Source organism: Kitasatospora sp. NPDC032150, from assembly GCF_055579945.1.
Genome location: NZ_JBVIMH010000048.1, coordinates 29283 through 40801, shown reverse-complemented (window position 1 = coordinate 40801; position 11519 = coordinate 29283). Strand labels below are relative to the sequence as shown.

The 11519-nt window shown below is 70.7% G+C and carries 10 protein-coding genes and 1 tRNA gene; 5 read left to right on the top strand and 6 right to left on the bottom strand.

Annotation, left to right across the window (positions count from 1 at the left end):
* Nucleotides 1-887 precede the first annotated feature (887 nt).
* The 3 genes from ACZ5ON_RS33315 to ACZ5ON_RS33305 all read left to right on the top strand — a co-directional run bounded on the left by ACZ5ON_RS33315 (nucleotide 888) and on the right by ACZ5ON_RS33305 (nucleotide 2905).
* A complete protein-coding gene (locus ACZ5ON_RS33315) occupies nucleotides 888-1160 on the top strand; it encodes an ATP-binding protein (RefSeq protein WP_465600567.1) in 273 nt (90 codons plus the stop codon).
* 266 nt (nucleotides 1161-1426) lie between these two features.
* Nucleotides 1427-1744 (top strand): hypothetical protein, encoded by a 318-nt coding sequence (locus tag ACZ5ON_RS33310; RefSeq protein WP_465600565.1) that lies wholly within the window; start codon nucleotides 1427-1429, stop codon nucleotides 1742-1744.
* 69 nt (nucleotides 1745-1813) lie between these two features.
* Nucleotides 1814-2905 (top strand): hypothetical protein, encoded by a 1092-nt coding sequence (locus tag ACZ5ON_RS33305; RefSeq protein ID WP_465600562.1) that lies wholly within the window; start codon nucleotides 1814-1816, stop codon nucleotides 2903-2905.
* A gap of 337 nt (nucleotides 2906-3242) precedes the next feature.
* Here the strand turns inward: ACZ5ON_RS33305 and ACZ5ON_RS33300 are convergent.
* The 3 genes from ACZ5ON_RS33300 to ACZ5ON_RS33290 all read right to left on the bottom strand — a co-directional run bounded on the left by ACZ5ON_RS33300 (nucleotide 3243) and on the right by ACZ5ON_RS33290 (nucleotide 5190).
* Nucleotides 3243-3316: transfer RNA gene (locus ACZ5ON_RS33300), tRNA-Pro, on the bottom strand.
* Between the two features lie 121 nt (nucleotides 3317-3437).
* Nucleotides 3438-4379, bottom strand: coding sequence for a metallophosphoesterase (locus ACZ5ON_RS33295; protein ID WP_465600559.1), 942 nt, complete (start codon nucleotides 4377-4379; stop codon nucleotides 3438-3440).
* A 340-nt stretch (nucleotides 4380-4719) separates the two neighbouring features.
* Entirely contained in the window at nucleotides 4720-5190 is a 471-nt protein-coding gene (locus ACZ5ON_RS33290) for a hypothetical protein (RefSeq protein ID WP_465600556.1), read from the bottom strand.
* Between the two features lie 194 nt (nucleotides 5191-5384).
* On the opposite strand from ACZ5ON_RS33290, the gene ACZ5ON_RS33285 reads away from it, so the two are divergent.
* Nucleotides 5385-5840 (top strand): GatB/YqeY domain-containing protein, encoded by a 456-nt coding sequence (locus ACZ5ON_RS33285; protein ID WP_465600553.1) that lies wholly within the window; start codon nucleotides 5385-5387, stop codon nucleotides 5838-5840.
* 114 nt (nucleotides 5841-5954) lie between these two features.
* Here ACZ5ON_RS33285 and ACZ5ON_RS33280 read toward each other — a convergent pair whose 3' ends face one another.
* On the bottom strand, nucleotides 5955-8150 hold the full coding sequence (locus tag ACZ5ON_RS33280; protein WP_465600551.1) for a transglycosylase domain-containing protein: 2196 nt from the start codon (nucleotides 8148-8150) through the stop codon (nucleotides 5955-5957).
* Nucleotides 8151-8586: 436 nt separating this feature from the next.
* On the opposite strand from ACZ5ON_RS33280, the gene ACZ5ON_RS33275 reads away from it, so the two are divergent.
* Nucleotides 8587-8910, top strand: coding sequence for a WhiB family transcriptional regulator (locus tag ACZ5ON_RS33275; RefSeq protein ID WP_033333275.1), 324 nt, complete (start codon nucleotides 8587-8589; stop codon nucleotides 8908-8910).
* Nucleotides 8911-9078: 168 nt separating this feature from the next.
* Here ACZ5ON_RS33275 and ACZ5ON_RS33270 read toward each other — a convergent pair whose 3' ends face one another.
* Both ACZ5ON_RS33270 and bagA read right to left on the bottom strand, forming a co-directional pair.
* The gene (locus ACZ5ON_RS33270; RefSeq protein WP_465600548.1) at nucleotides 9079-10380 is read right to left on the bottom strand and encodes an ArsA family ATPase; all 1302 of its coding nucleotides are present in this window, start codon (nucleotides 10378-10380) and stop codon (nucleotides 9079-9081) included.
* Nucleotides 10377-11387 carry an ATPase BagA gene (gene bagA / locus ACZ5ON_RS33265; RefSeq protein WP_465600570.1) on the bottom strand — a complete coding sequence of 337 codons (1011 nt, stop codon included), beginning with the start codon at nucleotides 11385-11387 and terminating at the stop codon, nucleotides 10377-10379. Before bagA ends, ACZ5ON_RS33270 begins: the two co-directional genes overlap by 4 nt.
* Nucleotides 11388-11519 lie beyond the last annotated feature (132 nt).

Genomic DNA, 11519 nt, shown 5'->3' with positions numbered 1-11519 from the left:
GGGGCCACTGGTGCGGCTGGTGCCACCGGGCCGACTGGTGCTGGTGTGACCGGGCCGACCGGCGCGACCGGGCCGACCGGTGATACCGGGGCCACTGGTGCGGCTGGTGCCACCGGGCCGACTGGTGCTGGTGTGACCGGGCCGACCGGCGCGACCGGGCCGACCGGTGATACCGGGGCCACCGGGCCGACTGGTGCTACCGGTGCGACCGGCGCCACTGGCGCGACCGGGGCCACCGGGCCGACTGGTGATACCGGTGCGACCGGCGCCACTGGTGCGACCGGGGCCACCGGTGCGACCGGCCCTGCCAGTACCACCATCGTGACAGGGGCTCCGGTGGTGGTGCCGCCGAACCCGGTTATCTAGCGGCTCGTCATGCAGCCTTGGCCGGGTCATGGGCCCAGGTGCGGATGGGTGAGTCGGGGGCGCAGGGCAGCGAACTCGGACTCGATCCAGTTCAGTCATGAGCCCTGGGTGGGGCAGGAAGACCGGCTTGACCCGGTTGTCCGTGGCCCATACGGGCACGTTCGGGTGCTTGCGCAGGGAGAAGTCGTCCAGCACGACGTACGGCTTCTCCCCGGGCCACCAGGCCCGCAGGGACCTGCGCAGGTAGAGGCTTGCGCCAGCGCTTTCTCCCGCGGACGCGGTAGTAGATCTTGCCGGCAGCCAGGTCGAGGGCGCCGAGCATGTGCATCACGCCGTCGTAGATGCCCCGCCGTTTCCGTCCAGCGGGCACGGCGCCGCGAACGGGGTCGCCACGGCGGCGGTCTCCTTGCGCTCGTCGGGTGCCATCATGCCCGTCTCCCAAGCCTTTGACCGACCTGTGCCCAATCCTGGCCCCCCAAAGCGGCCCCCCGCGCGGAAAATGCATTCTCGCCCTGAACACCGTGGTGTCGGAGCTGGTCACCAACGCGGTACGGCACACCACCGGAGCGGTGATCACGGTCGGGATCCACGCCAACCTCGACCGGCGGCGCCTGGTCACCGAGGTCTACGACGGCTCGGCGGCCATGCCCCAGCACCAGGAGATGGGCCCGGACGCCGAGGCCGGCCGGGGGGATGTTCCTGGTCGAACACCTGGCCCTCGCCCACGGGCCCGAGCGCACAGTGCGGGGCAAGCGGGTCTGGGCGGAGGGGTGGCGTTGCTTGACAGCAGGTGATGCGGCGCCAACTCCTGGCCGCGCCGCGCCGGGTGGTGCGGGCCGCGCTCCGCACGCTCCCGATTCCCACGCCCGCGCCGATACGGTCGCCGCGCGCGACTGTCGGCTCCCGGCCCGGGCATGCCGCCTGACCCCTTCGCCGGATGCGCCAGGGCAACCAGCTGCAAGCCATGTGACTACAACCAGAAGGGACTTCGTCTCCGTGGATCAGCACATGCCCCGTCGCCAGCGGCTGCTCACGTCGTCCAGGCCCCTGCCGGACCTCGATGTCGTGGCTGCGCGCGGCCCCTGGCTCCACCTCGAGTGAACGTCGGCAGGGCAGTTCGCGGGTCATCTCCCGCATCGAGGCGCAGTTCGCCCAGGCGACGTTCGCCGGCGCCGCCGTAATGCAGCCCCACATCCAGATGGAGCTGATGGAACGGCTGTGCCACGCGGTTGGACGGCCCGAGGACTCGGTTGCGCTGGTCACCTGCGGCACGCTCGCCGTGGAAGTCGCGGTTGGCCTGGCCCGGAACATCGTGCGGGGGCGCGACGGGAAGCAGCGCGCCGACATCCTGACGTCCGACCTGAGCTACCGGAATTAATCGCAGTGCGCCGGGCTTCAGCCCGGTGGTGAAGCGATTCTGAACGCTGGTCTGAGCAGGAGGACCATCGTGTTCCTGCCCCATCCCGCGATCGACTCCCTGACCCGCACTCAGGGCAGCGTCTGGGAGGAAAACTTCTCTTCGGAGGCTGGTGGGCAGCGCCGCCCGGCCGTCGAGGAGGGCATCTGGCGGCGCACCCAGGACCCGGCCAACGCCGAGCAGTCCGGCTGGACCGAGGACGAGACTGGCCGCCGCCGCGTCGTGCACTACGGCCTGCACTACGAACTGGATCGGACCCAGCCGATGGAGCGCCTGGTGCTGGCAGAGCTGTACCTGTACGTGTCGTGGTTGGCTCCGGCAAACGAGATCGCCGAGCACCGGCGCGACGTGGATCGGTGGCTCACCGAGGGCCGGTGGAAGCTGACCGGCGAGGACCGCCGCCCAGACGAGGGCAGCGATCATGACGGCAAGGGTGCTGCCGCCAGGCCCGTCGCCCGCGTACGCGATGTCGCGGACGGCCTGGCGAAGGCCGGCGACGGCCTGGTGGTCGGCGCGGATCTGGGAGCGCTGGGCGCGGGCGAACGCCCGGGTGGCGGCTCGAAGTTCGGCCTGGAGCTCGGCGGGAGCCTGCTGGGCGGTGGCGTTGATGATGTCGCCCAGCGCCGTGATCTGCGCCTGCGCCAGCGCGTCGTCCCCACCGGTCCCGGCGGCCGTGTCCTCGGCGAGGTGCTGGTGGAGGGTGTCGAGGGCGTCGGTGGTGCGCTGCCAGGTGGTGGAGGGCCGGTTGCGGCGGGCGGTGGGGTACTCCTCCGGGGCGGTGGCGGCGAGGCGGGAACGGAGCTTGGGCAGGGAGAGGTCGAGGGCGATCCCCCCGCCTGGGATGTAGATCTGCTCGCCGTGGGCGTTGGCGTCGCCGGGTCGGCCGACGGAGTAGCCCTGGAGGTCGCCGCAGGGCAGAGGGCGGATCTTCACCTGGACGCCGTCGGCCTGGAGATAGGCGAGGAGTTGTCGTCGACGTTGGCGGCGTGGGGGATGGTGTCGCGGATACGGTCCTGCAGCCAGGCGCGGCTGGTCTGCTGCCAGCCGAGGCGGTCGGCCTTGTGCATCTCAGCCTGGGCAGGGCGGCGCTCGCCGGTCCGGTCGCCTGTGGGGACCTGGTAGAGGCAGAGTTCCTTTTCGAAGGCGCGGGCTTCGGCCTGGGCGCGCTTGCCGTAGTTGTGGAGCTTGGGGCGGCGGCCCTCCTCGCTCTTCCTCCTGACTCGCGTAGAGCCAGGTTGATCACTCGATCACGGAAGGGGTCACTTCTCATCGACCGTTAGAGGGTCACGGTTGGGAGATCGCCGACACCTTGCTGGCGTCGATCAGTCTCGGTGGCGAGCGCCCTGGTCCGCGTCGCCTGCTTGTAGGTCGGCAGGGGTCTCTGTGGTTGCTGTACTTTGCTGCTGGCAGCAACGCCAGAGGGCCCACCAGATTTCTCTGATGGGCCCTCTGACCTGGGTCGGGGTGGCGGGATTTGAACCCACGGCCTCTTCGTCCCGAACGAAGCGCGCTACCAAGCTGCGCCACACCCCGGTCTTTCCTTTGTTGCTTCCGTCTCCGTCGCAACGAGTAGAACTCTACCGGACGAGCGCCGAGAGGTGAAATCCGCCCCTCCAAAAGGGACGAAAGGGGCGGATTGACGTGCGGGGGCTGGTCAGGGCTTGGGGGTGAGGGTGAGGAGGGTGGCTTCGGGCGGGCAGGCGAACCGGATGGGGGTGTAGCGGTTGGTGCCGCAGCCGGCCGAGACGTGCAGGTAGGAACGGTGGCCGTCGGCCTGGTGGGAGGAGAGTCCCTTGACCCGGTCGGTGTCGAGGTCGCAGTTGGTGACGAGGGCGCCGTAGAAGGGGATGCAGAGCTGCCCGCCATGGGTGTGGCCGGCGAGGATCAGCGGGTAGCGGTCGGCGGCGAAGGCGTCGAGCACCCGCAGGTAGGGCGCGTGCACCACGGCGAGCGAGAGGTCAGCGTCGGCGGACGGGCCGCCGGCCACCTCGGCGTAGCGGTCGCGGCGGATGTGCGGGTCGTCCAGGCCGGTGAACTCGATGTCGAGTCCGGCGACCTTCAGTCGCCCCCGGGTGTTGGTGAGGTTGAGCCAGCCGGCCGCGTCGAAGCCGTCCCGGAGCTGCTCCCACTCGATGTGGCAGGCGCCGGTGATGCCGCGCCGGCCGGTCCCGTCGGGGTTGTTCAGCCCGTGCACCCCGGTGCGCAGCGCCTTCAGGTAGCGCGCGGGGTTCTTCTTGGCGGGGCCGTAGTAGTCGTTGGAGCCGAAGACGTACACGCCGGGGAACTCCATCAGCGGCCCGAGGGCGTCCAACGTGTACGGGATGCCGTCCGGGTCGGAGAGGTTGTCGCCGGTGTTGACCACCAGGTCGGGGCGGAGCGCGGCCAGGCTCTGCAGCCAGCGGTGCTTCTTGCGCTGTCCGGCGACCATGTGGATGTCGGAGACCTGGAGCACTCGGATCGGCCGTGCGCCCTTCGGCAGGATCGGGACGTCGACCCGGCGCAGCCGGAACGAGCGGACCTCGTAGCCGACGGAGTAGACGAGACAGGCGGCGCCGGTGGCGGCGATGCCGAGGGGGACGGAGTACAGCGGTCGCATCGGTCCATGGTCGCAGACGCCGAAAGCGCGTGTGAACGGGCGGTTCCCCGCTCTGAGCAGCCGGATTCGCCGGTTGTCGGCCCCGGCGGATCGGGGCCGCCGGTGTTGCGGATCCCCGCCGCGGACCTCGGTGGATCCCGGCTGTCAGGAGGGAGCTGACAGCCGGTCGGGTGCGTCGGCGCCGAGTGGCGCACGGGCCCCGAGGATCACGCTCAGGTCCGGCGCCAGCGGCAGTTCGACGGCGCGCAGCGCGGGGTGCCGCAGCCTGTGCAGCCGGGTTCGGTCGGGTTCACCCCCCGGTGCAGCGGGGGCCAGCCGGGGGACGGGGTGAAATCGTCGATCACCAGGACCCCGCCGGGAGTGAGCAGCCGGACGGGATCCGCGGCTTCCCCGGGGGCGCCCGGCAGCAGCGCCGGCGGGCCGCCCTTGGCCTGGCCACCGCCGTCGAGGACCAGCAGGTCGTAGGGGCGTGGCGGTACAGCTCGGTCCAGTCCGAGTGCAGGACCCGGACGGCGGGGTGCCTGGCGAAGAGCCGTCCCGCGGCGGCGGCCCGTGCCTCGTCGCGCTCGGCACTGACCAGCCGGACGCCCTCGCGGGCCCCGGTGGCCGGCCAGGCCAGTCCGACGCCGAAGCCGGTGCCGGTCTCGCCGATCCGGGCATGGGCGCCGCCGGCGAGCGCGCGCAGCAGCCGGCCCTGCTCCGGGCGGCAGGAGTTCGCGAAGTCGGCCTCCCGGGCCGCGGCGACCGCCTGGGCCACCAGGGGCGGGAGGTCGCTCTCGGTCCGGTGGGCATCGGTTCCGTTGCGCGACATTGCGGCATCCTCTCCCGACCGCCGCCGCTCTGTCCGGCGAACGGGAGAAGGCGCGTTGACGGCCGGTCGGCAGGGCTGGGTGTGGGTCCGGCGGGGTGGCGCGGATCCAGGGGAGTGGTTCCGGCGGGGCGACGCGGGTTCCCGGGCCGGTTATTCAGGGGCGTCGGGTTTCCGCAGGTGGGACACTCATCAGCATGACAACGCTCAAGGAGCAGCTGCACGGGGACCTCACGGCTGCGATCAAGGCCCGGGACGAGCTGCGCGCGTCCACGATCCGGCTGACACTGGCCGCCATCACCAGCGAGGAGGTGGCAGGCAAGGAGAAGCGCGAGCTGACGGACGACGAGGTGCTGAAGGTGATCGCCCGGGAGGCGAAGAAGCGCCGGGAGGCGGCCGAGGCCTTCGAGAACGCCGGGCGGGTGGATTCGGCCGCGCAGGAGCGCGCCGAGGGCGAGGTGCTGGCGCACTACCTGCCCAAGCAGCTCAGCGATGAGGAGCTGAAGGCGATCGTCGCTGCCGCGGTGGCCGAGAGCGGTGCTACCGGACCGCAGGGCATGGGCGCGGTGATGAAGCTGGTGCGTCCGAAGGTCGAGGGCGTCGCCGAGGGCGGCCGGGTGGCCGCCGCGGTGAAGGCCGCACTGTCGGGCTGATCCGCCGGCGTCCTGGCTGATCCGCCAAGGCCCGGCCGGTACGGAAACGAAGAGGACGGACACGATGAAGGGGTGCCCCCGCTGTGGGGGCACCCCTTCGTCGTACGGCAGGTGTCAGTGGTGCTTGCCGCCCTTGCCGGGCCCACCGTTGCCGCCGCCGATGATGCCCGGTGGCAGGGTGAAGCCGCCGTTGATCAGGCCGGTGGTGCCGTTGCCGTTGGCACCCCCGTCGCCGGCGGGCGGCGCCGGGTTGGCGGGCTCGGTGCCGCCGGGGGGGTTGGCCGGGTCGGGGATGGACACCAGCTGGAAGCCGCTCTTCGGGGTGCCCGCCACGGCGTCGTTCATGGCCATCTGCCAGATCGGGCCGGGGCCGGTGGCGCCGTAGACGGAGTCGAAGTACTCGCCGCCGATGGTGATGTTGCGCATGGAGACGTTGCCGCCGGGGCCACCGAGCCAGACGGCGGTGGCGAGGTCGGGGGTGTAGCCGTTGAACCAGGCGGCGTAGCGGTTGTCGGTGGTACCGGTCTTACCGGCGAACTCGCGGCCGTCGTTGATCTTGATGTTGGTCGCGGTGCCCTTCTCGATCACCGTCTTCAGCAGGGTGTTGACCCCGTCGGCGGTGGTCCCGGCCATCGCCTGGGTGCAGTTGGCCTGCGGGACGGCCAGCTTCTTGCCGTCGGCACCGACCACCGAGCTGATCGCGATCGGGTCGCAGTACAGGCCGCGGGCGGCGAAGGCGGCGTAGACGGCGGCCATCCGCATCGGGCTGACCTCGACCGCGCCGAGGATCGTCGAGGGCCGCTGGATCAGCGGTGCGCCGCTGGCCAGGGTCTTGATGCCGAGCTTGTTGACCATCTGCTTCATCGGACAGAGGCCGACGTCCTTGCCGAGCTCGACGAAGTAGGTGTTGACCGACTTGGCCATCGCCTCCTTCATGTCGTACGGCCCGACCTCGCTCGAGCTCTCGTTCTCGACCGTGCTGCCGTCGGCCTTCCAGCTGCCGTTGCAGGTGCTCATGGTCGGGTACGGGATCTGGTGCTCGGACGGGTACTGCTGGGTGATCGGCGTGCCCGACTCCAGTGCGGCCGCCGCCAGGATCGGCTTGAAGGTCGAGCCGGGGGAGAAGCCGTTGCCCCCGCCCATCGCCGCGTCGACGTTGAGGTTGAGCACCGTCTGGTTCTGCTTGGCGTCCAGGCCGTAGGGGCGGGTCTGGGCCATCGCGAGGATCTCGCCGGTGCCCGGCTTGATCATGGTCATCGCGGCCGAGACGGAGTCGGTCGGGCTGACCTTGGTGGTGACCGCCTTGTACGCCGCCGCCTGCTTCTCGGGGTCGATGGTGGTGTAGATCTTCAGGCCGCCCTGGCTCCAGAGCTTCTGCCGGTCGGCCTGGGTCTTGCCGAACACCGGGTCCATCTTCACCACGTGCCGAACGTAGTCGCAGAAGAAGCCCATGCCCGCCTGGGCGGTGATGCAGCCGTTCAGCGGCTCCTTGTACTTGATGCCCAGCGGGGAGGCCAGCGCGTCCTTGGCCTGCTCAGGGGTGATGTGCTTGTACTCCAGCAGCTTGTTGATCACCGTGTTGCGGCGGTTCTGCGCGGCCTGGGGGTGCAGGACCGGGTCGTACGCCGACGGGTTCTGCACCAGACCGGCCAGCATCGCGGCCTCGGGGATGGTCAGGTCCTTGGCGCTCTTGCTGAAGTAGCGGTTGGCGGCCGCCTCGACGCCGTACGCCTGGTGGCCGTAGAAGGTGATGTTCAGGTAGTTGGTGAGGATCTGATCCTTGCTCAGGTCCTCCTCCAGCTTGATGGCGTACTTCAGCTCCTGGATCTTGCGACCCATGCTCTTCCTGGTGGCTTCCAGGAACGCGTCCTGGTCGTCACCGGCCTGCTCCACGTTGACGTTCTTCACGTACTGCTGGGTCAGCGTGGAGGCGCCCTGGGCGGCGGAGCCGGACTCGGCGTTCTTGCTGGCCGCGCGGATGATGCCCTTGAGGTCGATGGCGCCGTGCTCGAAGAAGCGGTTGTCCTCGATGTCGACCTGGGCCTGCCGCATGATCGGGGCCATCTGGTCCTTGGTGAGGACGGTGCGGTCCCGGTCGAAGACCTTGGCGATCACGCCGCCCTTGGCGTCGTAGATGTACGAGGCCTGGGAGAGCGGCGGGGTCTTGAAGTCGTCCGGGATGTTGTCGAAGCTCTCGGCGGTGTCCTTCGCGGTCAGCCCGAGTGCGCCGACGGCGGGCATCGCCATGCCCGCGACCAGCAGTCCGGCCAGCACACTGGTGCCCAGGAACTTGAGTCCGAGGCCGGCCATGTCGACAGGATGTCGGGAGGGTCGCTGAGGTGCCATGGGGGAAACCCTACGTTGCCAAATACCCGGCGAGAGGGCAGGTGTTCGCCTACGCTTGTCACAAGACTGCGACAGCTTCGCTCTGTTCATCGTCATCACTCTTGTGAGTGATGAGCTTTGTCCGATTCACCACGGTTTGGGGTGGTTGGAATCGGGCCCTGATGGCGACTCCATGGCGCAGCGTGACGAGAGTGGTCCGAGTGGCTCTGACAAGCGCTGCGACCTGCGATCACTCCAACGAGTGAGAAGTCAGATACCCATAGTCCGATCGGGTCATTTGAGATTGAGCCCGTAGGGGCTGTTGCGCGCTGTCGTTCTTCCGTAACGTCCTCAACTGGCAACGGTGAATATGCCGTTGCCGCCGTGGGGGAGCCCCGATTCGGGAGAGGACGGCGCCAGCATGGGCTGGGTGGACGACTGGAGTGCGCAGGCCGCCTGCCGCACGAGTGATCCGGACGAGCTGTTTGTTCAGGGGGCGGCGCAGAACCGCGCCAAAGCGGTGTGCAGCGGTTGCCCGGTGCGCACCGAGTGCCTGGCGGACGCGCTCGACAACCGGGTCGAGTTCGGCGTGTGGGGCGGCATGACCGAGCGCGAGCGCCGGGCGCTGCTACGCCGCAGGCCGACGGTGATGTCCTGGCGCCGGCTGCTGGAGACGGCCCGGACGGAGTACGAGGAGTCGCTGGCGACCGGCGTCATCCTCACCGACTACGCCCAGGCGGGCTGAGCGCGGCCGGGCCGGCCATGGGCGGGCGGCTCGCCTCGCCCCGCCGGGCTACGCCGCGTCCCGCAGTACAACGTTGGGCTTCGCCGCGTCGGGTCCCGTCACGTCGGCCTCCATCACGCCGGGCTCCGCCTGTCGCCGCACCGCCCCGCGGGCCACGCCGCCCGCAGGTCACTCCGTCCTGCCGAGGCGGTCGCCGATGGCGCGCAGGCCGTCCAGGTCGTGCACGTCGCCGGGTAGCGCGCCGACCTCCACGATCGGCACGTCCGGGTAGACCGACACGAAGCGGTCCCGGGTGCGCCGCTCCCGGTCCATGATCTGCATGCGTTCGGCGTGCAGTCGGAGCAGTCCGGCAGCCAGTGACTCGGCTGCCGCGGAGTTCGGTGCGCCGTTCTCCTCCAGCGCCTCGGCCGCCGCCAGTGCCCGTTCCGCCGTGAGCTGGGGCGCGTCGGTGCCGTGCACCCGGTTGAGCACCACCCCGGCCAGCGGCATCTCGTCCGCGGCCAGCCGGTCCACGAAGTAGGCCGCCTCGCGTAGTGCGTCCCGCTCCGGCGCCGCCACCACCAGGAAGGCCGTGCCCGGCGCCTTGAGCAACTGGTAGGTGCGGTCCGCCCGCTCGCGGAAGCCACCGAACATCGAGTCCATGGCGCTGACGAAGGTCTGAACATCCGTCAGCAGCTGGGCGCCGAAGATCTTGCCGAGGGTGCCGGTCAGCAGGCCCATGCCGACGTTGAGGAACTTCATCGCGCTGCGCCCGCCGACCTTGGCGGGGGCGGTCAGCAGCCGGATCACCTTGCCGTCCAGGAAGGAGCCGAGGCGGTTCGGCGCGTCCAGGAAGTCCAGTGCGGAGCGGGACGGCGGGGTGTCGACCACGATCAGGTCCCACTCGTCGGCCGCTCGCAGCTGGCCGAGCTTCTCCATCGCCATGTACTCCTGGGTGCCGGCGAAACCGGCCGACAGGGACTGGTAGAAGGGGTTCTCCAGGATCGCCTTCGCCCGGGCGGGCTCCGCGTGGGCCAGCACGACCTCGTCGAAGGTCCGCTTCATGTCGAGCATCATGGCGTGCAACTCGCCCGCCCGTCGCCCACCACCACCCTCAACCGAGCCTCCCCCGGACTCCGTCCGGGGGAACCCCCCTCGCGGCGCACCTTCCGTCGCCCGTCGCCCACCACCACCCTCAACCGAGCCTCCCCCGGACTCCGTCCGGGGGAACCCCCCTCGCGGCGCACCTTCCATCTGCCGGGTGCCCTTGACCGGGCGCGGGGTGTTGTCCAGCTCGGTGAGGCCCATCGACTGGGCGAGCCGGCGGGCCGGGTCGATGGTCAGCACGACCACCTTCCGGCCGCGCTCCGCCGCCCGCAGACCGATCGCGGCGGCGGTGGTGGTCTTGCCGACCCCGCCGGAGCCGCAGCAGACCACGATCCGGGTCTTCGGGTTGTCGATCAGTGCGTCGATCGCCAGCAGTGCCGTCATGCTGCCCCCTGTCGCTTCAGCTCGCCCGCCAGCCGGTACAGGCCGCCGAGGTCCACGCCCTCGCCGAGCAGCGGGAGTTCGTATGTCGGCAGCCTCAACTGCTGCAGCGCCGAACGCTGTTCGCGCTCCAGCTCGACCCGCTCGGCGTGCTCACGGGCCTGTTCGAGCAACGGGTCCAGCAGCGGTTCGACCGCCGTGCGGACCGTCGCCGCCGTCCGTGAGCGGCCGCCGAGGCCGGCCTCGCCGAGCGCCCGCGCGACCTCCTCGCGGTGGTCCCCGTCAACCGCCGCCACCGCGGCGGCGTCCAGGACCGGCGGGCGGACCATGTTCACCAGCACGCCGCCGACCGGCAGACGGGCCTCGTGCAGTTCGGTGACGCCGTCCACGGTCTCCTGCACCGGCATCTCCTCCAGCAGGGTGACCAGGTGCACCGCGGTCTCCGGCGACCTGAGCACCCGCATCACCGCCTGCGCCTGGCCGTGGATCGGCCCGATCCTGGCCAGCCCGGCCACCTCGGAGTTGACGTTCAGGAATCTGGTGATCCGACCGGTGGGCGGCGCGTCCATCACGATCGCGTCGTAGGCGCGGCGTCCGTCGGGGCCCTTGCGGCGGGCCGCCTCGCAGGCCTTGCCGGTCAGCAGCACGTCCCGGACACCCGGTGCGATGGTGGTCGCGAAGTCGACGAATCCGACCTTCTGCAGGGCCTTCCCGGCCAGGCCGAGCTTGTAGAACATGTCGAGGTACTCGAGCAGTGCCAGCTCGGTGTCGATCGCCAGCCCGAAGATCTCCCCGGAGCCCTTGCCGGGCAGGCCGAGCTGGGCCGGGGTGACGGCGGCGATCTTCCGCTCCTCGTAGGGCAGTGCGGCGATCCCGAACAGCTCGGCGATGCCCTGCCGGCCCTCGACCTCGATCAGCAGTGTCCGGCCGCCCTCGGCGGCGAGGGCTATGGCCAGCGCGGCGGCCAGCGTGGTCTTGCCCGTCCCGCCCTTGCCGCTGACGACGTGCAGCCGGACGCCCTCCCAGTCCGGGCCGCCGGTGGCGTCCGGCGCGCTCTCCCCGTCCGGTGCGCCGGGCCCGCCCGCCCCGGAGCGCCCCGCGGGGGCACCCTTCGAGGTGGGTCGGTCCGCTGGGCCGGGAGT

Bases quoted from the DNA above. Each gene is read 5' to 3' on its own strand.
- ACZ5ON_RS33310 (WP_465600565.1), top strand. From the start codon at position 1,427: ATGTCGTGGCTGCGCGCGGCCCCTGGCTCCACCTCGAGTGAACGTCGG.
- ACZ5ON_RS33295 (WP_465600559.1), bottom strand. From the start codon at position 4,379: ATGCGACCGCTGTACTCCGTCCCCCTCGGCATCGCCGCCACCGGCGCC.
- ACZ5ON_RS33290 (WP_465600556.1), bottom strand. From the start codon at position 5,190: ATGTCGCGCAACGGAACCGATGCCCACCGGACCGAGAGCGACCTCCCG.
- ACZ5ON_RS33285 (WP_465600553.1), top strand. From the start codon at position 5,385: ATGACAACGCTCAAGGAGCAGCTGCACGGGGACCTCACGGCTGCGATC.
- ACZ5ON_RS33280 (WP_465600551.1), bottom strand. From the start codon at position 8,150: ATGGCCGGCCTCGGACTCAAGTTCCTGGGCACCAGTGTGCTGGCCGGA.
- ACZ5ON_RS33275 (WP_033333275.1), top strand. From the start codon at position 8,587: ATGGGCTGGGTGGACGACTGGAGTGCGCAGGCCGCCTGCCGCACGAGT.
- ACZ5ON_RS33270 (WP_465600548.1), bottom strand. From the start codon at position 10,380: ATGACGGCACTGCTGGCGATCGACGCACTGATCGACAACCCGAAGACC.